Raw genomic sequence first — 20,329 nt, forward strand, 5'->3', positions numbered from 1 at the left:
CCGTACCGAGCCGGAGAGCACCTGCATGATCGAAGAAGTGTCCACGCCGCGCGCCGCCTATGTGCTCGTCGTCGATGACGACGAGGGCATCTTGCGGCTCGCGCGCAAGTCGCTCGAACGCGCCGGCTGCCGGGTGACGATCTGCGCCGGCGTCGAGGCGGCCCGCGAGCGGGTCGCGAGCGGCAGCCCCGATCTGCTCGTGCTCGATTATCAGCTGCGCGGGCCGGAGACCGGGCTCGATTTCTTCCGGCGTCTGCGCGCGGAGGGCGTGCGCATTCCGGCGATCCTCGTGACCGGCTTCACCGACGAGTCGCGCGTGATCGAAGCGCTGCGCGCGGGCGTGTCCGACGTGGTGCCGAAGTCCGGCGACTATCTCGACTATCTGCCAGAGGCCGTGGAGCGCGTGTTGTCGCAGGTGCGGCTGCAACGCGCGTCCGACGAAGCGCTACTGCTGCGCGATCGCGAGCTCCATTACCGCACGCTGTCGGAGACGTTGCCGCATCTCGTGCTGACCTGCGACGCGGCCGGCGATTGCGACTTCCTGTCGAAGCAGTGGTACGACTACACCGGCTTGCCCGAACATGGCTCGCATGGTCTCGCGTGGCTCGACGCCGTGCATCGCGACGATCGCGAGCAGATCCGGCAAAGCTGGCTGAAGACCGTCGCGGGCCGCAGCGGCGACTATCGGCACGAGATGCGGATTCGCCGCCACGACGGCGAGTACCGCTGGTTCGACGTGCGCGTGGTCGCGATGCGCGATGCCGATGGCAACGTCAGCAAATGGTTCGGTAGCTGCACCGACATCCACTCGCAGCGCGAGGCGATCGAGGAGCGCGAGCGACTGCTCGAGTCCGAGCAGGCCGCGCGCCAGGCCGCCGAAGAAGCGAATCGCGCGAAGGACCGTTTTCTCGCGATGCTGTCGCACGAATTGCGCACTCCGCTCACGCCGGTGCTCGCGGGAGCGAGCGTGCTCGAGACGATCCCGGAACTGCCGGAGCAGGCGTGTGCGAGCGTGCGCATGATCCGCCGCAACGTCGAACTGGAGGCGCGACTGATCGACGATCTGCTCGATCTGACGCGCGTCGCGAACGGCAAGCTGCGGCTGTCGCTGGAGACCGTCGACGTACACGACGTGATCGACAGCGTGCTCGAACTCTTTCGCAGCGAAATCCAGGTCAAGCAGCAGGACGTGCATGTCGAGAAGCACGCGACGCATCACTATGTGCTCGCCGATCGCGCGCGGCTGCAACAGATGCTGTGGAACCTGATTCGCAATGCCGCGAAGTTCACGCCGGACGGCGGCCATATCTATGTGCGCACACGCGACGAACGCATGCAGGTGCAGATCTCGGTCGAAGACACCGGCATCGGCATCGAGCCGGAGCAAATCGGCAAGCTGTTCAATGCGTTTGAGCAGGGCGACCAAAGCATGACGCGGCAGTTCGGCGGCCTGGGTCTCGGTCTCGCGATCACGAAGGCTTTGACGGACGCGCACGGCGGCACTGTGACCGCGCAGAGTCCCGGTCCGCATTGCGGCGCGACCTTCACGATCACGCTGCCGACCGCCGCCGCGCCGGCCACTGCGCCGCCGGTCATCGTGCCGAGCAGCGTGCAGCCGGCGAGTTCGCTGTCCGTGCTGCTGATCGAGGACCATGCCGACACCGCCGACGTCATGGCCCAATTGATGCGCGGCTTGGGTCATCAGGTGACGGTGGTCGGGCGCGTCGACGATGCGCTTGCGGCGACGCAATTGCACAGCTTCGATCTGGTTGTCAGCGATGTCGGATTGCCAGATGGCACCGGTCTTGATTTCGTCATGGCGTTTCGCGAACATTCCGACGTGCCAGCCGTCGCTCTGACCGGCTTCGGCACCGACGAGGACGTGCGCCGCTGTTTGAGCGCGGGCTTTACATCGCATTTGACGAAGCCGGTCAATTTCGGCCAGCTCGAAGCGATGATCGAAAACGCCGCGCAGTTGAAGTGGCGAAAGGATGAGTAAGGTTCGATAAAGGGCAGCGCGCTGAAAGCGGCGTGAAAATACAAAGGCCTGTTGCGACGCCGATCGCAACAGGCCTTTTGATTTCACTGGCTCAGGCCGCCCAACCCGAGCTCGATTCGACGATTAACGCTGCTGGTTCTTCAGCGAATCGCGGATATCGCGCAGCAGCAGCACGTCTTCCGGCGTCGGCGGCGGCTCCGCCGGTGCAGGTTGCGGCTCCTTGCGCAGTTTGTTGATGAACTTGACCATCAGAAAGATGATGAACGCGAGAATGAGGAAGTTGATCGTCGCGGTAATGAACGAACCGTAACCGAACACCGCCACGCCAGCCGTCTGCAGGTCTTTATATGATTCGGGGTTGCCTTTGTAAGTGGCCGGAATATGGCCCAGGCGAACGAACAGATTGGAGAAATCGAGGCCGCCGGTAGCGACCCCGACAACCGGCATGATCAGGTCTTTAACCACGGAATTGACAATGGTGGAAAACGCGCCGCCGATAATCACACCGACCGCCAGATCCATCACATTGCCTTTGAGGGCAAATTCTTTAAATTCCTGGATCATGCTCATACATACACCTCCCTGATATGAATAGCCGAATCATACCAACCTGAAGCGGATAGGCTAGTGCTTTAGCCGCAAGGCGACAAGCGCATTTGCTGCGCGTCGCTAATGAGGAAACTGTGACTCGCTATGGCGCGCGCGCTCCAGATGCGCGGCAAAACTGACTGGGTCGATATTGGCGCCGCACAGCAGCACGCCCGCGCGTTTGCCCTGCAATGGTTCGCGCAGCGGTCCGAGCAATGCGGCCGTGGCGGCCGCGCAAGCCGGCTCGACCGCGAGCTTCAGCTGATTGAACAGGATCAGCATCGCCTCGCGCAACTGGTCGTCGGACACGGTGACGATCCGATCGACATGGCGGCGGCACAGCTCGTAGCTGTATTGCTCGGTATGCGGCGACATCAGCGAATCGGCGATGCTGTGCATGTGGCCCATTCTGACCGTATGGTTGGCGGCAAAACTCTTGCTCATCACGTCCGAGCCTTCGGGTTCGACGCCGTACACGTGCATGTTCGGATTCGCGAGCCGCAGCGCGGTTGAGACCCCGGCCGCGAGTCCGCCGCCGCCGATCGGCACGATCACCGCTTCGAGGTCGGGCGTTTGCGTGGCCCATTCGTAGCCGAGCGTCGCCGAGCCGAGCACCGTGCGATAGCCGTTAAACGGATGCACGAAATAGCGGCCTTCCTCGGCCTCGACGCGGCGCACCAGTTCGAACGCTTCGGCCAGATCTTCCGCATAGACGATGTCGGCGCCGTACTCGCGGCACAACGCGACGCGGGCCGGATTCGCCGCGCTGAACAGCACGACCTTAGCGCTGACGCCGAGCCGCATCGCCGCATAGGCGACCGCCACCGCGTGATTGCCACCCGACACGCAGGTGACACCCGCGCTCTTCTGCGCGTCGTCGAGCGCGAGCAGGTTCGTGAAGGCGCCGCGTGCCTTGAAGCTGCCGCCCGCCTGCAGCAGCTCGAACTTGAAATTGACGACGGTGCCGCGCAGCGACGAGAAGTCGAGCCGGTCGAACACCGGCGTGCGCGCGACCCACGGCGTCAACGTGAAGTGCTGCGCGGCGATGTCGTCGAGCGTGGGGATCGGCTCACCGTCGATCGTGTGATCCGTGTGCTGCGGCATGGCGCTGGACATGGCGGTCGCTCCGGAGTCGTCGATGTCGCTGAGACCCGTGGCTCGGCGCGCAGGTTCACTGCGACTGCGCGCCGCTGCAACGAAACGGGCTAAGCGGCCTCGACCGACATGCTGTGGATGAACTTGCGCAAGAAGCGCTCGCACGCGACGAGCTGCGCGAGCTCGACGAATTCGTTCGCCTTATGCGCCTGCTGGATGTCGCCGGGGCCGCAGACGATGCTCGGAATCCCCGCGTTCGAAAACAGGCCGGCCTCGGTGCCGTATGCGACCTTGCGCTTGTCCTGGTCGGCCGTCAACGCGCGTACGAGCTGCGTGATCGCGGCCTGTTCAGACGAATCGAGTCCGGGCGCCGCGGCGATCTTCGTGATCTCGATCGCGGCCGACGGATGCTCGCGCAGCATTTTCGGCAGCAGCGTTTCGCGCGCGTAGCTGTCGATGCGCGCGAAGATCTGCTCGGGATCGAGCGTCGGCAGATTGCGGAACTCGAACTGGAACTGGCATTCGGCCGGCACCGTGTTGATTGCGTTGCCGCCCGTGATCGTGCTGGTCTGCGCGGTGCTGAACGGCACGTCGTACAGTTCGTCGAAGGGGCCTTGCGCGCGGAACTGGTCGGCCATGTCGCGGATGTAGCAGATCAGGCGAGCCGCGTACTCGATCGCGTTCAAGCCCTTCGGCGTCAGCGACGAATGCGCGGCCTGGCCGCGTACGCAACACTGATACGCGTTGATGCCTTTGTGCGCGATGATCGGGCGCATGCTGGTCGGCTCGCCGACGATGCAGCCGTCCGGCTTCACGCCGCGCTTCATCAGATCGGCGATCAGAAGCGGCGCGCCGACGCAGCCAACTTCCTCGTCGAACGACAGCGCGAAGTGGATCGGCTTCGCGAGCTTCGTGCGCTGCATGTCCGGCACGAGCGCGAGCGCCACGCCGATGAAGCCCTTCATGTCGCAGGTGCCGCGGCCATAGAGCTTGTCACCGCGAATCTCCGGCTTGAACGGATCGCTGTCCCATTGCTGGCCGTCCACCGGCACGACGTCGGTGTGGCCCGACAGCACGACGCCGCCGTTCGTTTCGCCGTCGTGCGCGGGAATGGTCGCGAACAGGTTCGCCCATTTGCCGCCCTTGCCATGCGTCAGCGTTGCTTCGATACCGACCGCGCGCAGCTCGTCGCGCACGGTTTCGATCAGGCCGAGGTTTGGATTGCGGCTCACCGTGTCCATCGACACGAGACGCGTGACCCAGGGCAGAGATATCGGAGAAGCGGGGGACGTGGAGGAGGCGGACGACTGCAACGATTGCGCTGTTTCAGCGACGTGAGACATGACATGACTCCAGCGTTTTGTGTCTATCGATCATATCCCAAATTGCATTTTCGTCAGGATGTCCAAAAAGCCGGGCTCGCGTTGGCGCAGCGCAGCATCGATGCAAAAAACGGGGGACGTCCCCCCGTTTTTTGCGGCTTTCACGAGCCTGTGCGCGCAGCGTGCCGCGCTCAGCGAGCAGGCGCCATCGCCGTGCCGCGGCTCGGCGAACCGAGCGCGCGCAAGGTCTCCTTGACGGTCGCGACGCGCACCGCGAGATCCGGGCTGCGCGTTTCGATACGCAGCTTGTCCTGACCCGCGAGCTTGATGTGCTTGTGCTTCTGCACCATCTCGATGATCCGCATCGCGTCGACGGGCGGATTGGGGATGAACTGCAGGCCGATCACCGCTTCACCGGCATCGATCTTCGAAATGCCGAGCGGCTTCGCGGCGAGCCGCAGTCGATGCGTCTCCACCAGCGCATGCGCCTGCGGCGGCAGCTTGCCGAAGCGGTCGATCAGCTCTTCCTGGATGCCGTCGATCGAATCGTTGTGTTCGCAGTTCGCGAGGCGCTTGTACAGCGACAGACGTTCCTGCACGTCGCCGCAATAGTCCGACGGCAGGATCGCCGGCGAATGCAGGTTGATCTCGGTGGTCGCGGCGAGCGGCGCGGTGAGGTCTGGCTCCTTGCCGTTCTTGAGCGCCTTCACCGCGTCGTTGAGCATGTCGGTATAAAGCTGGAAGCCGATCTCGTGAATCTCGCCCGACTGCTTGTCACCGAGCACCTCGCCGGTGCCGCGAATTTCGAGGTCGTGCATCGCGAGATAAAAGCCCGAGCCGAGTTCCTCCATCTGCTGGATCGCTTCGAGCCGCCGTTGCGCCTGCTTGGTGAGCCCCTGCGGATCGTGCACGAGCAGATACGAGTACGCCTGGTGATGCGAGCGGCCGACGCGGCCACGCAGCTGATGCAATTGCGCGAGGCCGAACTTGTCGGAGCGGTGGATCAGGATCGTGTTCGCGCTCGGCACGTCGATGCCGGTTTCGATGATCGTCGTGCACAGCAGCACGTTCGCGCGTTGCGCGACGAAGTCGCGCATCACCCGCTCCAGTTCCCGCTCGTGCATCTGTCCATGCGCGACCGCGATGCGCGCTTCGGGCACCAGCTCTTCGAGCATCTGCCGGCGATTCTGGATCGTCTCGACTTCGTTGTGCAGGAAGTAGACCTGGCCGCCGCGCTTCAACTCGCGCAGCATTGCTTCGCGAATCACGCTGGTTTCCTCGCGCCGCACGAAGGTCTTGATCGCGAGGCGCTTTTGCGGCGCCGTTGCGATCACCGAAAAATCGCGCAGACCTTCGAGCGCCATGCCGAGCGTACGGGGAATCGGCGTCGCGGTCAGCGTCAGCACGTCGACTTCCGCGCGCAGCGCTTTCAGCGCCTCCTTCTGACGCACGCCGAAGCGATGCTCTTCGTCGATGATCACGAGCCCGAGCCGCTTGAACTGCACGTCGGACGACAGCAGCTTGTGTGTGCCGATCACGATGTCGACCGCGCCTTCGTTGATCTGCCGGATCGCCGCGTTCACTTCCTTGGTCGACTTGAAGCGCGATAGCTCGGCGATGCGCACCGGCCAGTCGGAGAAGCGATCGCTGAAGGTTTGCGTGTGCTGTTCGGCGAGCAGCGTGGTTGGCGCCAACAGCGCGACCTGCTTGCCGCCCATCACCGCGATGAACGCCGCGCGCAATGCGACCTCGGTCTTGCCGAAGCCGACGTCGCCGCACACGAGCCGGTCCATCGGCTTGCCGCTCGTCATGTCGCCGATCACGGCAGCGATCGCGGCGGCCTGGTCCGGCGTTTCCTCGAAACCGAAGCTCTCGGCGAACTTCACGTAGTCCTTCGGTTCGAGCGCGAACGCGTGGCCCTCGCGGGCGGCACGGCGGGCGTACAGGTTGAGCAGCTCGGCGGCGGTGTCGCGGATCTGCTGCGCGGCCTTGCGCTTGGCCTTTTCCCACTGGCCCGAGCCGAGCGAATGCAGCGGCGCGCTTTCCGGATCGGCGCCGCTATAGCGCGAGATCACGTGCAATTGCGCGACCGGCACGTAGAGCTTGCTGTCGCCCGCGTATTCGAGGTGCAGGAACTCGGTTTCGCCTTCGCCGAGATCCATCGTCGCGAGACCCATGTAGCGGCCGATACCGTGCTGCGAATGCACGACCGGGTCGCCGAGCTTCAGCTCGGACAGATCGCGCACCATCGAATCGACGTTGCTCGCCTGTTCCTGGCGGCGGCGTCCCGCGCGGCGCGCGAGCGGCCCGTACAGCTCGGTTTCGGTGATGATCGCGATGCCGTCGCCCGGCAGCGCGAAGCCGTTCGCGAGAGGCGCGACGCCGAGCGAGAAACGCGCGTCGCTCTTGAGCCAGTCGGCGAAGCTGTCGGCCGAGGCGGGCCTCAGCTGGTTGTCGGCGAGCAGTTGCAGCAGCGTCTCGCGGCGGCCCGCCGATTCGGCGGCGAACAGCACGCGGTTCGGCGTCGTGGTCAGATACGCGCGCAGCGCCGAGACGGGATCGTCGGCGTGACGATCGATCGCGAGGTTCGGCAGCGCGATCGACCAGGCGCCGTCGCCGTTGGTGGGCAGCACGAGCCGTGCGAACGGTTTCGCGAACGTGAAGAAATCCTCATCCGACAGGAACAGTTTCTGCGGTTCGAGAATCGGCCGGTCGCGGTCGTGCGACAGGAAATTGAAGCGCTGCTTCGTGTCATTGGTGAAGCGCCGGATCGCCGCGTCCAGATCGCCGACGAACGCGAGTTGCGAACCGTCGGGCAAGTAATGGAAGAGGGTGGCCGTCTCCTCGAAGAACAGCGGTAGATAGTATTCGATGCCCGCCGACGGCACGCCGTTGCCGATGTCTTTATAGATCGACGCGCGGCTCGGATCGCCCTCGAAAGTCTCGCGCCAGCGGCTGCGGAATGCGGTGCGAGCGGCCTCGTCGAACGGGAATTCGCGGCCCGGCAGCAGGCGCACGTCCTTGACCGGATAGACGCTGCGCTGCGTGTCGGGGTCGAACGCGCGGATCGAGTCGACCTGGTCGTCGAACAGGTCGATCCGGTAGGGCAGCGGCGAGCCCATCGGGAACAGATCGAGCAGCGAGCCGCGCACGCAATATTCGCCGGGACGCACCACCTGGCTCACGTGCTCGTAGCCGGCGAGCGTCAGCTGCGCCTTCAGCTTCGCTTCGTCGAGCCGCTCGCCTTGCGAGAAGGAGAACGTGTAGGCGGCCAGAAACGATGCAGGCGGCATCCGGTACAAGGCCGTCGTGGCCGGCACGAGCAGGATGTCGCAGCGGCCTTCGCCGAGATCGTGCAGCGTCGCGAGTCGCTCGGACACGAGGTCCTGGTGCGGTGAAAACGTGTCGTACGGCAGCGTCTCCCAGTCGGGCAGGAGGCGCACGCGCGCGTCCGGCGCGAAGAAGCCGATTTCCTGCGACAGCCGCTGCGCGTCGACCGCGCTTTCGCAGACCACAGCAAGCAGCGGCATCTTCTCGCGATACGCGAGATGGTAGCGGGCGATCAGCAGGGCGTCGGACGAACCGCGCGTGCCGTCGAAGGCGAAACGCTGGCCGGCCTTGACGAGCGCGACGGGCGGGGAGGACTGCGAGGATGCGGCGATGTCTGGCATAAAGGAAAAAAAGGGCGGCTCGGGGCTCACGCGACGGCCAAGTTTACGCGTGTACGGGCGTGGATGCGAAGGACGTATTATAAAATCCGTCCTTTACTTTGACCTGGCGGCATCCGCACTCGTGACTTCCCGTCTCTTTGCCCTGATCCCGTGCGCGGGCACCGGCAGCCGTTCCGGCGCCGCGATGCCCAAGCAATATCGCACTGTCGCCGGCCGCGACATGCTGCATTACTCGCTCGCCGCGTTCGACGCGTGCAGCGAATTCACGCAGACGCTAGTCGTCATCGCGCCCGACGACCAGCACTTCGACGCCCGCCGCTTCGGCAATCTGCGCTTCGCGGTGCGTCGCGTGGGCGGCGCGTCGCGCCAGGCGTCGGTGCTCAACGGTCTGCACGCGCTCGCCGAGTTCGGTGCCCACGACGACGACTGGGTGCTCGTGCACGACGCGGCCCGGCCGGGCATCACGCCGGCGCTGATCCGTACGCTGATCGGTTCGCTCAAGGACGATGCGGTCGGCGGCATCATGGCGTTGCCGGTCGCCGATACCTTGAAGCGTATCGACCGCGCGTCGGCCGATGACCGCATCGCCCATACCGAAGCGCGTGACGGCTTGTGGCAGGCGCAGACGCCGCAGATGTTCCGCATCGGCATGCTGCGCGAGGCGATCCTGCGCGCGCAGGCCGACGGCCACAATCTGACCGACGAGGCGAGCGCGATCGAATGGTCGGGCCACGCACCGAAGCTCGTGCAAGGCAGCCTGCGTAACTTCAAGGTCACGTATCCGGAAGATTTCGATCTGGCCGAGGCGATTCTGAGCCGCCCCGCCGGTTCGTGATACCGCGCCTGGCACATTGGAAAGATTTAGAAAGGCTTTAAAGAGGCTTTAAAACCTTCAGCACTTGAGGACGTGACGCACATGGATTTCAGAATTGGGCAAGGCTACGACGTGCATGCGCTGGTGCCGGGGCGCGCGCTGATCATCGGCGGCGTGACGATTCCGTACGAGCGCGGGTTGCTCGGTCACTCGGACGCGGATGTGCTGCTTCACGCGATCACCGACGCGCTGTTTGGCGCGGCCGCGTTGGGCGATATCGGCCGCCACTTCTCGGATACCGACGCGAAGTTCGCCGGCGCCGACAGCCGCGTGCTGCTGCGCGAATGCGTGGCGCGCGTGAAGGCGGCCGGCTTTGCGATCGGCAACGTCGACAGCAGCGTGATCGCGCAGGCGCCGAAGCTCGCACCGCATATCGACGGGATGCGCGCCAATATCGCGGCGGACCTCGGTCTGCCGATCGAGCGCGTGAACGTCAAGGCGAAGACGAACGAGAAGCTCGGTTATCTCGGCCGCGGCGAGGGCATCGAGGCGCAGGCCGCGGTGTTGTTGGTCAGGAGCTGAACGGGATTTTTGTTTGGGTGACGGGCGGTGCCGCTTACAGCGTCGCGCCGCCAATCGCCCGATTGCTCGGACACAGCTCGTCCGTTTGCAGGCCGTCGAGGATGCGCAGCACTTCTTCGGGATTACGTCCCACGTACAGATTGTTGACCGACACGTGCTGGATCGTGTTGTCCGGATCGACGATATAGGTCGCGCGCAGCGCGACGCCCGCTTCCTTGTCGCGCACGCCGAGCTGGTCGATCAGCTCGCCTTTCACGTCGCCGAACGAGTAGTGGTTGAGCCTGTCGAGCTCCTTGTACTCGCGGCGCCATGCGAGCTTCACGTATTCATTGTCGACGCTGCCGCCGAGCAGCACGGCCTCGCGGTCCTCGAACTCCTTGACGAGCTTGCTGAAATCGACGATTTCCGTCGGGCAGACCAACGAAAAATCCTTCGGATAGAAATAAATGATTTTCCATTTGCCTGGAAACGACTGCTCGGTGATGTATTCGAACGCCGAGACGCCGTGTTCTTCGTGATGGTTGAAGCCCGGCTTGGCGGCAATGACGGTGAACGCTTCGAGTTTATCGCCAACGGTTTTCATGCAAAGGCTCCTTCGGTAGTCGCAACAAGCGGCATGTTTCGAATGGCGACGGCGCGCGGTGCCGCGCGTCGTCGGCTCACGCGCTTTTCGCGAGTGGAAACTCGATCGTCACTTCAAGCCCTGGTCCGGGCGAGCGGTTGCGCAGCCGCAGCGCGCCGCGATAACGGGCGACGAGCCGCTGCACGATCGCCATGCCGAGGCCCGTGCCGTTGGCCTGGGTGCGCGCCGAATTCACGCGATAGAACGGCCGCGTGACGAGCGCGAGCTGGTCTTCGGGAATGCCGGGACCTTCGTCGACCACCGAGAGTTCGACGCGCGAGTGCGACACGCGCGTTTCGAGAATCACGTGTGGCACACCGTCGCCGTCGCTGAGGCCATATTTGCGCGCGTTCTCGAGCAGATTGCCGACCACGCGACGCATGTCGGTTTCATCGGCCTCGATCACCGCCGACGGAGCGAGCCGCGTGATCAGCCGCATGCTGTCCTCGCTTTGCATGCGTGCGGCGAGTTCGCTCGCGATCACCGAGAGGTCCACCGGTTCCGGCACACGCTGCACGGGACGCGCGTAGTCGAGGAAGCGGCCGATGATCATGTCCATCTGCTCGATGTCGTCGACCATCGCGTCCTTGGTGGCCTGATCGGACGGGCTCATTTCGGTCTCGAGCCGCAGCCGTGCGAGCGGCGTGCGCAGATCGTGCGAGATGCCCGCGAGCATCAGCGCGCGGTCCGCCTCGAGCTGTTCGAGGTCGCGCACCATCTGGTTGAAGCTTCGATTGGTTTCGGCGGCCACACCCATGCCGCGCTCGGGCAGCGGCTCGGGCGATTGCCCCGAGCCGACCCGGCGCGCGGCCATCGCCAGACGCGCGAACGGCCGGTTTACCAGACTCGTGATGAACGCCGCTCCGAACAGCGACAGCGCTAGCGCGAACACGCCCCAGCCGGCCCATTGCAGGCCGGTGGCGTTGTCGAGCTGATCGCGGTCGAGCGCGACCCAGTAATCGTCGTCGTCGATCTTGAAGCTGATCCATACGCCGTTGATATCGTTGACGCTCTGCGCGATGATGGTGTCGTCGCCGAGACGGCCGCGGATGTCGTGCTCGATCAGGCGATTCAACGATTCGTCGGGCTGGAGTTTGTATTTGTCGGTGGCTTCGCGCGGGTACACGCGCACCCCTTCATTGCTCTCCAGATCCTGCAGCAGCGCGCGCCGCAGGTCGGGATCGGAATAGAGGAGCGCGGTGCGCGTTAGCTTGACGATCGCGACGAGTTGCAGAGCCACGCGTTGCGCGCGCGGCTCACGCTCGATCACGCGAAAGCTCTGGAACCACGCGGCGAGGCTGACTGCGATCAACAGCGCGATCAGCAGAAAGGTCCGCCAGAAAAGGCCGCCGAACGCGAGCGTCAGGAGGCGCCGGTCGATCCGCATGGGCCCTTCTTATGTGACACAGAAACGAAAACGGAGCACAAACTCAGGCTGCACCGTCGGGGATGAACACGTAGCCGAGGCCCCACACGGTCTGAATGAAGCGCGGGCTGCCCGGATCCGGCTCGATCAGCTTGCGCAGACGCGAGATCTGCACGTCGAGGCTGCGGTCGAAGACTTCGTATTCGCGGCCGCGTGCGAGTTCCATCAGCTTTTCGCGCGACAGCGGCTGACGCGGATGACGCGCGAATACCTTCAGCACCGAGAACTCACCGGTGGTGAGCGGAATTTCCTGGCCGGCCTTGGTCAGCGTGCGGGTGGCGAGATTCAGCGCGAACTCGCCGAACTCGAAGACCTCGGTGGTCTCGGACGGCGCGCCCGGCAATTCGGACGGCGACTGGCGACGCAGCACCGCGTGAATGCGCGCGACCAGTTCGCGCGGATTGAACGGCTTGGGCAGATAGTCGTCGGCACCCATCTCGAGGCCGACGATGCGATCGACATCCTCACCCTTGGCCGTCAGCATGATGATCGGCGTGCGGTCGTTGCTGCCGCGCAGTCGCCGGCAGATCGACAGGCCGTCCTCACCGGGCAGCATCAGATCGAGCACCAGCAGATCGAAGCGCTCTCGCACCCAGAGCTTGTTCATTGACGGCGCATTTTCGGCGACGTAGACGTTGAAGCCTTGTTCGCCGAGGTAGCGGCGCAGAAGATCGCGCAGGCGTGGATCGTCGTCGACGACGAGGATTTTCGAAGGGTTTTTGGTTTCCATGGTCGGCATCTTAGCGCGATTAGAAAGTGGTGCGCGGTTACACCATTTCTGGGGTTACAGTCGGTTACAAAATTTACCCGCGGCGTGGAGCGACGTAAAGTATGCGCGTTTAGACTGCTTTACTGAATGCGGCTGTTCGGTGGATACTTCACTCGACAAAACTCTCGCACCCGGCTGTTACCGGGGTTTGTATACGCATCTGAGGTAGCCGGTTGCCGCGCCACGAAGGGAACAACATGAAGGGAGGGGTTTGGCCAAACGTGCGCCTGAGCGTGATTGCACTGGCGGTTGCCGGTACGCTCGCAGGCACACTGGGCCCGACGCTCGCCCATGCGCAGCCGTCCGCGGATAGAACGGCGAGCGAGCATGCGCCCCGCTCGGGCAATGGCAGAACCAGCCGCCACAACCCGAGCATCGATCACCCTGCCTCTGACGCGATGCTGCGCACCGCGGTTCCCCCTGATCTCGATCAACGTCGCCGCGACGGGCATATGACGCCCGAAGAGCGTCGGCTGTTACGGCAGCACATCGAAGACGCCGTGCGCGAGTTGTATAAGCGTTAATCCCAGCGCGCGCATCGCCGCGTGAAAAATCCTGTTGTATCTTCAGCGTCCACTCTCTGATCCGCTGCTCCGTTGAGTCGCCAGCACCGGCGCGTTTTGGTGCGCTTCTTCGTGCATATAGGCGCCTCGGCTCACGATGTCACGCCACTCACGAGCGTGGACAGCGTTACGAACTTTTACGAGCGTGGTGGGTGCGCGATCCGGCGATGCTGCTGTGCCTCGACGGTGGGTCCAAACGCACGCGCAAGCCCAATGAAAATTTCGCGCGCGAAGTGATGGAGCTGTTCACGCTCGGCGAGGGGCGCTATACGCAGCGCGACGTTGTCGAGGCCGCACGCGCCTACACCGGCTGGACTCTTGATCCCGATATGCAGGCATACGTGTGGCGCGCGGCCCGAGACCGCGACGTTCGTCACGACGAAGCTTTGGCGCGAGTTCATCTTCGACACGCCGGACCCGGCACGCGTCGAGCCGATCGCCGCGCAGTTTCGCACGAGCGGTTATGACATCGCGGTGACGCTGCGCGTGCAGGGCGGTTTGTTTGGCGTGCCGCCGATGCTTGCGCGGCTCGATGGGAATGGCAACCTGCCGGTCGGCGTGGATTTTCGCCAGCTTTATGCGACGGTGCTCGGGCCCTGGTGGGGGTTGGACGCGCCTGCGATTCTGCAGCAGCGGTTCGAGCCGCTGCCGTTGCTGCGGGCGTGAGCACTGGGCGCGAATCGACGCGCCCGGCGCTCAGGCTACTTCGCGCGCCACGCGATCCATAGCTTGCGGATCGGCGTCAACGCGATGCGTTGATGCAGCACGTGATAACCGTCGCGCTCGATTTCATCGAGCAACGCCAATGCGAGCGCCGCGAGCGCGAGCAGCGTGCGCTGCGCGCGCCGCGCGCTGGCGGGCACCGCGGCGAGCGCGGTCTGCACCGCGTCGCGCGCGCGATGCGTTTCGAACCGCATCAGCTCGGTGAAAGCGTCGGTGTATTTGCGATTGATCAGATCGGCGGCGGTGACGTTGTAGCGCTGCATCTCGTCGATCGGAACGTAGATGCGGCCGTGCCGGGCATCGTTGCCGGTTTCGGCGACGAACTGCGCGAGCATCAGCGCCTCGCCGAGCGGAGCGGCCCACGCCGACGCTTGCGCGGCATCGTCGGCCGATCCGGTTGCAGCCGCGCGCGACACCAGCGACGCAAAATTGCCACCGACACCATGCACATAGCGCCGCAGGTTCGGATAGTCGAGATAGCGTGCCTGGTTGAGATCCATCTCGAAGCCCGCGAGCAGTTCCTGCAGAGCCGGATATTCGGCCTGCGCGTCGGGCAGATAGGCCGCGAGTGCCTTGGACACCGGATGCGACGGCGAGCCCGTGGCCAGCGCGGCAATTTCTTTCTGCCACCACGCGAGCTTCGTGCGGCCGACCGCGGGATCGCTCGTCTCCTTGACCGTTTCCTCGAATTCGCGACGCAATGCGAAGAGCGCCGTCAACAGCGGCTGACTGGCGGCGCGCGCCTGGCGAAGCGCATAGTAGGTGCTCGATCCTGGGGGCGCCGCTTTCTGCTGGCAATAGTCGTCGAAATTCACGGGATGAGAGTGTGGGGAAGGACTGGCGAGAAGGGCGCCGACGTCCGATGCGGCGCCGGTCTCGACGAGCCGAAAATTGTAGCATCGGCGTCGCGCGCGCAGATACCGCCGGGTGCAGACAAGCGCGAATCAATCAGTTAGAATCTCGCGCTTACGCTTTCGGGCACGTTTCGGGCACGTGTTAGGCTCGCCTGGAAGTGCACAGGACAATCGGGCGCGACGCATCGCGGCGTACCCGGCTGCGAGGGTGGCGAAATTGGTAGACGCACCAGGTTTAGGTCCTGACGCCCGCAAGGGTGTAGGGGTTCGAGTCCCCTCCCTCGCACCACTTATTGGTAGTCAAGAAAAACCCCGTCAAGTTGGTAGTCAAGAAAAACCCCGTCAAGTCTTTGGACCGACGGGGTTTTTTCTTTTTTGCGCGGTCCTCTGAAAGGCCTCAGTGTTGCTCCGCTGACTTTCATTACGACCGCGCGACTCAGGCGCCCGGCGTTCGCGGCGCTTCCTCCGAGCCCGGCAATTCCGCTTGCGCGGCGCCTTCGAGGAAACGGCGCGTCGACTCGAACGCCTGCAGCATCTGGTCCGGCCACGGCGTTTGCAGCATCACCGCCTGATGATTCTCAAATGCCGACGACAGCAGTTTCGCCAGTTCCGGCGAACGAAGATGACGCAGCACGACGCTGACCGCGATCGCGGTCGCCTGGCTCGCGCCGGCGGTCTGGAGTTCCGACGCGGTGAGTGCCGCGATCTGTTTGTTGATGTCCACTGAAGCGTCCCTGGATGAAAAAGAGGGTGAAGGCGCGTTGGCCGAGGCTCAATTTTGACACGCGCCGCCCAATGCCGTGAAACGGCGCTTTTCAAACACGGCGGTTCGCCGCGCGCTTTCGCTCCCGCGCGTTCATGGCACGGATCACCTTGTCGAGCGCCGCGCCGAACGCGGCCCTTTCTTCTTCGTCGAGGCAGTCGAACATATCGCCGTTCCACTTGCGCGCGATCGGCATCACTTTGCGATACAGCGCGCGGCCTTCCTGCGTCAGCGAGACCAGCACGACGCGGCCGTCCGCGGCGCTCGATTCGCGCTGCACGAGTCCCTGCCGGATCAGCGCTTCGGCCGCGCGACTCGCCTGGCTCTTGTCGAGATTGGCATGGCGTGCCAACTCCATGATCGAGAACGGTCCGAACGATCCCACCGACGCAATCACCCGCGCTTCGGGCAGCGTCACGTCGAGCTTCGCCGCGTAGCGCGCGCTGATGCCGCGCTCGGCCAGTTTGTTCAGCACATGCAGACGATACGTGAGGAACTGCTCGAGCCCGGCTTTGGCGGAGTCCTTCATGGTCATCCCGTGATGAGTGGAACGGTCGTGGCGCTGTGATTGTTGGGGGCAACCGTTTTGCGGGTCAACGCACGCCGTATTTCAGGCGCGTCAGCTGCTCGGCTTCGTTGGCGAGCAGGCGCGCCGCGTCGCGAATTGCGACGTCGAGCGTGATCGGCCCCGGCGCCGGAGAAAAGCAGCCGCTGAAGTATTCGGCAAGACGCGGCAGCGCGGCGGGGTCGACCGCGCCGGACAGCAGCGTGGCGGGCACGCCCGCGGCGCGCGCGTGCGCGCACGCGACGAATGGCGCCTTGCCGTGCAGCGTCTGTACGTCGGAACGGCCTTCACCGGTGATCAGCCAGTCGGCGCCCGCGAGCGCGGCGTCGAGGCCGATTTGCCGCGCGACGGTTTCCGCGCCCGGCTCGAACTGCGCGCCGAGCATGTGCAATGCGAAGCCGAGGCCGCCCGCCGCGCCCGCGCCCGGCAGGTCACGCGCCGTGCGGCCCAGTGCGGCTTCGAGCAGATCGGCGAAGCGCGCGAGCGCCGCGTCGATCGGTGCGACCTGTTCGGGCTTCACGCCTTTTTGCGGACCGAAGATCGCGGTCGCGCCGTGCTCGCCGGTCAACGGATTGTCGACGTCCGACATGCCGACGAACTGCGTGTCGGCAAGCCGCGCGTCGAGCAGCGACGCATGGACCCGCGCCACGCGCGCAAGCTGCTCGGGTGTGCCTTCGAGTACGTTGCCTTGCGCGTCGAACAGTTGCAAGCCGAGGCCGGTCAGCAGGCCGGCGCCGCCGTCGTTCGTACTGCTGCCGCCGAGCGCGACGAAAAAGCGCCGCACGCCGGCATCGAGCAGCGCGCGAATCGCTTCGCCCATGCCGCGCGTGCTGCGCGCCTCGACCGGCAGGCCCATGCCGATGGGGTCCGTAATGCCGACGATTTCCGCCGTTTCGATGATGGCGCTGCCGTCCGTGAGCAGGCCTGTCAGCGCTGCGCGCGTCGGACCGGCCGCGCCGCGCACGCTAAGCGTGCGGCGCTCGCCGCCGCTGGTGAGCATTGCGTCGAGCGTGCCTTCGCCGCCGTCGGCCATCGGACAGATGCGCACGCTGGCGTCGGGGCGTGCGCGCTGGATGCCGGATGCGATCGCCTGTGCGACTTGTTCCGCGCTGAGCGAGCCTTTGAATGAATCGGGAGCGATGACGACGACAGGCGAGGGCGACGAATTCGGCATGGTGTCTCTGAGACGTTTGAGTCGTTGTAAGCGGTTGCTGGAGCGGATGAAGCGACCGGCTGCTGGTGACCGGCGGTGGCGGCCCGACCGAGTGCGTTAGCTTATCAGCATGGGAGCGTCGGCTGAATATGTCGAAAGGCATAGGCGGGATCGCCGCCATGACGCTCGCACTCGCTGTGTCAAAACTAACCGAAAACGGCCCTCAAAACGCCCGGAATGCAGGGAAAACTCGATGCAATCATCGAATCCCGGCTAGGCGCGCAAATAGTTTGCTAAAATATTCGGCTCTTTGGACTCAACCGTGCTGCCGACGGCCTGCAAGCCCGCGGCGCAGGTGCGTGATCGATGCAATCGGCGCAAATCGATGCGAAGCGACATCGACGGGCAGCACGGAGAAGATAACTGATTCGCTCGAATAATTTTAGGACGATTGAAGCCATGGCTAACGTTGTTGAAAACCTCGGCAAGCTCGAACGCCGCGTGACGATTTCCCTGCCGAAGGATGCCGTGCAGAAGGAAGTGGATTCGCGTATCCGTCAACTCGCGAAGAACGTGCGCATGCCGGGTTTCCGCCCGGGGAAGGTGCCGCTCAAGATGGTGACGCAACAGTATTCGGGCCAGGTGGAAGCCGAAGTGCTGAGCGACAAGGTCGGCAAGGAATTTTTCGACATCAGCCGCACGGAAAACCTGCGTGTCGCGGGTCAGCCGAGCTTCGCGCCGAAGATCGACGCTGCGGAAGGCAGCTACGCGTTCGACGCGACCTTCGAGGTGTATCCGGAAGTGAAGCTGGGCGACGTCGCCACGGCTGAAATCGAGCGCACCATGACCAGCATCAGCGAAGCGGAAATCGACCGCACGCTGGACATCCTGCGCAAACAGCGCGTGCACTTCCACGCCCGCGGCGAGGCAGGCGAGCACGGCGACGGCGGCGCGGACACGGCCGCCAAAGACGGCGACCGCGTGACGGTCGACTTCGTCGGCAAGATCGACGGTGAAGCATTCCAGGGCGGTAGCGCCGAAGACTTCGGCTTCATCCTCGGCGAAGGCCGCATGTTGCCGGAATTCGAAAAAGCGGCGCTCGGCTTGAAGGTCGGCGAAGCGAAGGAATTCGATCTGAAGTTCCCGGACGACTACCACGGCAAGGAAGTGGCGGGCAAGACGGCGCAATTCACGATCACGATGAAGAAGATCGAATGGCCGCATCTGCCGGAAGTCGACGGCGAATTCGCGAAATCGCTCGGCATCGAAGACGGCGATCTGACCAAGATGCGCGCTGAAATCAAGGACAACCTCGAGCGCGAAGCGAAACGCCGCACGCAAGCCATCGTCAAGAACCAGGTGATGGACGCACTGCTCAAAATCTCGGAGCTCGACGTCCCGAACGCGCTGATCGAGCAGGATCAGGAGCGCCTCGTCGTGATGGCTCGCCAGGATCTGGAACAGCGCGGCGTGCCGAACGCGAAGGACGCGCCGATCCCGGCCGCGATGTTCAAGGAGCAGGCCGAACGCCGCGTCAAGCTGGGTCTGGTGCTGGCCGAGCTCGTGAAGGCGAACGAACTGCAGGCGAAGCCGGAGCAGATCCGTGCCGAAGTCGATGAATTCGCGAAAAGCTACGAAGACCCGAAGGAAGTCGTCCGCTGGTATTATTCCAACCAGCAACGTCTTGCTGAGATGGAAGCGTATGTCGTTGAAGCCAACGTCGTCGACTTCGTCCTCAGCAAGGCCAAGGTGACGGACAAGGAAGTGAGCTTCGAGGAACTGGCAAGCGCAACGGCGCAAGCGTAAGCGTCGCTGGAACGGCGTGCCGGCTGTCGGAGCGACCGACGGCCCGCACGCCGTTTTTTTCTGTCATGAATCTGTGTGACGTACCGGATCCGGTCGTGCGGCGCACACGAAGACAGCACTTGAATACGGGCTCGTCGCACCAACCTGTGTCCAGCAGCTAACATTCAGAATATTTCCAGACAAGGATCCATTGCATGACCTTTCGCGCCCAAATGCTGGACACGTTGACCTCCCAGTCGTCCCGGGATCTCGAAGCGCAGGCACTCGGTCTGGTGCCGATCGTCGTGGAAACGAGCGGCCGGGGCGAGCGCTCCTATGATATTTATTCGCGTCTGCTGAAGGAACGCATCGTGTTCCTCGTGGGCGAAGTGAACGACCAGACGGCCAATCTGGTGGTTGCGCAGATGCTGTTTCTCGAAAGCGAGAATCCGGACAAGGACATCTACTTCTACATCAACAGTCCGGGCGGCTCCGTGTCTGCCGGCATGGCGATCTACGATACGATGCAGTTCATCAAGCCGGACGTCTCGACGCTGTGCATGGGGCTTGCGGCGAGCATGGGCGCGTTCCTGCTCGCGGCCGGTGCGAAGGGCAAGCGTTTCGCGCTGCCGAATTCGCGCGTGATGATTCATCAGCCGCTCGGCGGCGCGCGCGGCCAGGCATCGGACATTGAAATCCAGGCGCGTGAAATCCTGTACCTGAAGGATCGGCTGAATCATCTGCTCGCGCACCACACCGGTCAGCCCGTCGAACGTATCGCGCGTGACACCGATCGTGACAATTTCATGTCCGGCGATGACGCGCAGGCGTACGGCCTCGTCGACCAGGTGGCGCACAAGCGTCCCTGATCTGGTACGGTTTTGCCCTGCTGTTTTGCCCACTGTTGCGGCAAAACCGTCATCGGGTCGGTTGTGAATGTTCAACTTCCGTCCGGGCGTCTGCGGCAAGCGCCGTTATCGTGCTCACTAGCCCTGCCGCGCCCAAACTGCGTGGTGGGGGCAAACGGCGTATTAT

General features: G+C 64.1%; 17 protein-coding genes, 1 tRNA gene and 1 pseudogene. 8 read left to right on the top strand and 11 right to left on the bottom strand.

Features of this window, described 5'->3' with window-relative positions:
* Nucleotides 1-25: 25 nt before the first annotated feature.
* Nucleotides 26-1,999, top strand: coding sequence for a hybrid sensor histidine kinase/response regulator (locus HDG39_RS04140; protein ID WP_184003492.1), 1,974 nt, complete (start codon nucleotides 26-28; stop codon nucleotides 1,997-1,999).
* Nucleotides 2,000-2,122: 123 nt separating this feature from the next.
* On the opposite strand, the gene mscL is transcribed toward HDG39_RS04140, so the two are convergent.
* The 4 genes from mscL to mfd all read right to left on the bottom strand — a co-directional run bounded on the left by mscL (nucleotide 2,123) and on the right by mfd (nucleotide 8,675).
* A complete protein-coding gene (gene mscL / locus HDG39_RS04145) occupies nucleotides 2,123-2,569 on the bottom strand; it encodes a large conductance mechanosensitive channel protein MscL (protein ID WP_018418093.1) in 447 nt (148 codons plus the stop codon).
* 99 nt (nucleotides 2,570-2,668) lie between these two features.
* On the bottom strand, nucleotides 2,669-3,703 hold the full coding sequence (locus HDG39_RS04150) for a threonine ammonia-lyase (protein ID WP_184003494.1): 1,035 nt from the start codon (nucleotides 3,701-3,703) through the stop codon (nucleotides 2,669-2,671).
* An 89-nt stretch (nucleotides 3,704-3,792) separates the two neighbouring features.
* Nucleotides 3,793-5,025, bottom strand: coding sequence for an acetylornithine deacetylase (argE, locus tag HDG39_RS04155; protein ID WP_184003496.1), 1,233 nt, complete (start codon nucleotides 5,023-5,025; stop codon nucleotides 3,793-3,795).
* Between the two features lie 170 nt (nucleotides 5,026-5,195).
* Nucleotides 5,196-8,675: a transcription-repair coupling factor gene (mfd, locus tag HDG39_RS04160; RefSeq protein ID WP_184003498.1), complete on the bottom strand. Its 3,480-nt coding sequence runs from the start codon at nucleotides 8,673-8,675 to the stop codon at nucleotides 5,196-5,198.
* A gap of 121 nt (nucleotides 8,676-8,796) precedes the next feature.
* Between mfd and ispD the strand changes: the two genes are divergently transcribed.
* Together ispD and ispF are read left to right on the top strand one after the other, a co-directional pair.
* Complete coding sequence (ispD, locus tag HDG39_RS04165) at nucleotides 8,797-9,510, top strand: 2-C-methyl-D-erythritol 4-phosphate cytidylyltransferase (protein ID WP_184003500.1); 714 nt, start codon at nucleotides 8,797-8,799, stop codon at nucleotides 9,508-9,510.
* Between the two features lie 81 nt (nucleotides 9,511-9,591).
* Complete coding sequence (gene ispF / locus HDG39_RS04170) at nucleotides 9,592-10,071, top strand: 2-C-methyl-D-erythritol 2,4-cyclodiphosphate synthase (RefSeq protein WP_184003502.1); 480 nt, start codon at nucleotides 9,592-9,594, stop codon at nucleotides 10,069-10,071.
* A gap of 34 nt (nucleotides 10,072-10,105) precedes the next feature.
* Here the strand turns inward: ispF and HDG39_RS04175 are convergent, their stop codons facing one another.
* The 3 genes from HDG39_RS04175 to ompR form a co-directional block, all read right to left on the bottom strand.
* Nucleotides 10,106-10,654, bottom strand: coding sequence for a peroxiredoxin (locus HDG39_RS04175; protein WP_184003504.1), 549 nt, complete (start codon nucleotides 10,652-10,654; stop codon nucleotides 10,106-10,108).
* 76 nt (nucleotides 10,655-10,730) lie between these two features.
* Nucleotides 10,731-12,080, bottom strand: a complete 1,350-nt coding sequence (locus tag HDG39_RS04180; protein WP_018418086.1) for an ATP-binding protein — start codon at nucleotides 12,078-12,080, stop codon at nucleotides 10,731-10,733.
* Nucleotides 12,081-12,123: 43 nt separating this feature from the next.
* A complete protein-coding gene (gene ompR, locus HDG39_RS04185) occupies nucleotides 12,124-12,858 on the bottom strand; it encodes an osmolarity response regulator transcription factor OmpR (RefSeq protein ID WP_006048917.1) in 735 nt (244 codons plus the stop codon).
* A 227-nt stretch (nucleotides 12,859-13,085) separates the two neighbouring features.
* Here ompR and HDG39_RS04190 point away from each other — a divergent pair, with 227 nt between their 5' ends.
* Complete coding sequence (locus HDG39_RS04190) at nucleotides 13,086-13,412, top strand: hypothetical protein (protein WP_184004169.1); 327 nt, start codon at nucleotides 13,086-13,088, stop codon at nucleotides 13,410-13,412.
* A 194-nt stretch (nucleotides 13,413-13,606) separates the two neighbouring features.
* A pseudogene (locus tag HDG39_RS35590) lies at nucleotides 13,607-14,117 on the top strand (DUF1800 family protein); the annotation flags it as partial.
* A 35-nt stretch (nucleotides 14,118-14,152) separates the two neighbouring features.
* On the opposite strand, the gene HDG39_RS04205 reads toward HDG39_RS35590, so the two are convergent.
* Entirely contained in the window at nucleotides 14,153-14,989 is an 837-nt protein-coding gene (locus HDG39_RS04205) for a squalene/phytoene synthase family protein (protein WP_184003506.1), read from the bottom strand.
* A 241-nt stretch (nucleotides 14,990-15,230) separates the two neighbouring features.
* On the opposite strand from HDG39_RS04205, the gene HDG39_RS04210 reads away from it, so the two are divergent.
* Nucleotides 15,231-15,317 (top strand) — tRNA-Leu (locus HDG39_RS04210).
* Between the two features lie 147 nt (nucleotides 15,318-15,464).
* Here HDG39_RS04210 and HDG39_RS04215 read toward each other — a convergent pair.
* From HDG39_RS04215 to HDG39_RS04225, 3 genes are all read right to left on the bottom strand, one after another.
* Nucleotides 15,465-15,752 carry a hypothetical protein gene (locus tag HDG39_RS04215; RefSeq protein ID WP_018418083.1) on the bottom strand — a complete coding sequence of 96 codons (288 nt, stop codon included), beginning with the start codon at nucleotides 15,750-15,752 and terminating at the stop codon, nucleotides 15,465-15,467.
* A gap of 91 nt (nucleotides 15,753-15,843) precedes the next feature.
* On the bottom strand, nucleotides 15,844-16,320 hold the full coding sequence (locus HDG39_RS04220; protein WP_184003508.1) for a MarR family winged helix-turn-helix transcriptional regulator: 477 nt from the start codon (nucleotides 16,318-16,320) through the stop codon (nucleotides 15,844-15,846).
* A gap of 64 nt (nucleotides 16,321-16,384) precedes the next feature.
* The gene (locus tag HDG39_RS04225; protein ID WP_184003510.1) at nucleotides 16,385-17,530 is read right to left on the bottom strand and encodes a glycerate kinase; all 1,146 of its coding nucleotides are present in this window, start codon (nucleotides 17,528-17,530) and stop codon (nucleotides 16,385-16,387) included.
* 438 nt (nucleotides 17,531-17,968) lie between these two features.
* Here HDG39_RS04225 and tig point away from each other — a divergent pair, with 438 nt between their 5' ends.
* Together tig and clpP are read left to right on the top strand one after the other, a co-directional pair.
* The gene (gene tig, locus HDG39_RS04230) at nucleotides 17,969-19,315 is read left to right on the top strand and encodes a trigger factor (RefSeq protein WP_184003512.1); all 1,347 of its coding nucleotides are present in this window, start codon (nucleotides 17,969-17,971) and stop codon (nucleotides 19,313-19,315) included.
* 194 nt (nucleotides 19,316-19,509) lie between these two features.
* Nucleotides 19,510-20,163 carry an ATP-dependent Clp endopeptidase proteolytic subunit ClpP gene (clpP, locus tag HDG39_RS04235; protein WP_013089401.1) on the top strand — a complete coding sequence of 218 codons (654 nt, stop codon included), beginning with the start codon at nucleotides 19,510-19,512 and terminating at the stop codon, nucleotides 20,161-20,163.
* Nucleotides 20,164-20,329: the final 166 nt, after the last annotated feature.

Source organism: Paraburkholderia lebeckiae (assembly GCF_014201005.1).
GTDB lineage: Bacteria > Pseudomonadota > Gammaproteobacteria > Burkholderiales > Burkholderiaceae > Paraburkholderia > Paraburkholderia tuberum.

What these genes read in the sequence shown, in the direction of transcription:
- HDG39_RS04225 (WP_184003510.1), bottom strand. Translation starts at nt 17,530, where the DNA reads ATGCCGAATTCGTCGCCCTCGCCTGTCGTCGTCATCGCTCCCGATTCA.
- clpP (WP_013089401.1), top strand. Translation starts at nt 19,510, where the DNA reads ATGACCTTTCGCGCCCAAATGCTGGACACGTTGACCTCCCAGTCGTCC.
- ispF (WP_184003502.1), top strand. Translation starts at nt 9,592, where the DNA reads ATGGATTTCAGAATTGGGCAAGGCTACGACGTGCATGCGCTGGTGCCG.
- HDG39_RS04150 (WP_184003494.1), bottom strand. Translation starts at nt 3,703, where the DNA reads ATGTCCAGCGCCATGCCGCAGCACACGGATCACACGATCGACGGTGAG.
- HDG39_RS04175 (WP_184003504.1), bottom strand. Translation starts at nt 10,654, where the DNA reads ATGAAAACCGTTGGCGATAAACTCGAAGCGTTCACCGTCATTGCCGCC.
- HDG39_RS04140 (WP_184003492.1), top strand. Translation starts at nt 26, where the DNA reads ATGATCGAAGAAGTGTCCACGCCGCGCGCCGCCTATGTGCTCGTCGTC.
- tig (WP_184003512.1), top strand. Translation starts at nt 17,969, where the DNA reads ATGGCTAACGTTGTTGAAAACCTCGGCAAGCTCGAACGCCGCGTGACG.
- argE (WP_184003496.1), bottom strand. Translation starts at nt 5,025, where the DNA reads ATGTCTCACGTCGCTGAAACAGCGCAATCGTTGCAGTCGTCCGCCTCC.
- mscL (WP_018418093.1), bottom strand. Translation starts at nt 2,569, where the DNA reads ATGAGCATGATCCAGGAATTTAAAGAATTTGCCCTCAAAGGCAATGTG.
- ompR (WP_006048917.1), bottom strand. Translation starts at nt 12,858, where the DNA reads ATGCCGACCATGGAAACCAAAAACCCTTCGAAAATCCTCGTCGTCGAC.
- HDG39_RS04220 (WP_184003508.1), bottom strand. Translation starts at nt 16,320, where the DNA reads ATGAAGGACTCCGCCAAAGCCGGGCTCGAGCAGTTCCTCACGTATCGT.
- HDG39_RS04190 (WP_184004169.1), top strand. Translation starts at nt 13,086, where the DNA reads ATGAAGGGAGGGGTTTGGCCAAACGTGCGCCTGAGCGTGATTGCACTG.
- mfd (WP_184003498.1), bottom strand. Translation starts at nt 8,675, where the DNA reads ATGCCAGACATCGCCGCATCCTCGCAGTCCTCCCCGCCCGTCGCGCTC.
- HDG39_RS04180 (WP_018418086.1), bottom strand. Translation starts at nt 12,080, where the DNA reads ATGCGGATCGACCGGCGCCTCCTGACGCTCGCGTTCGGCGGCCTTTTC.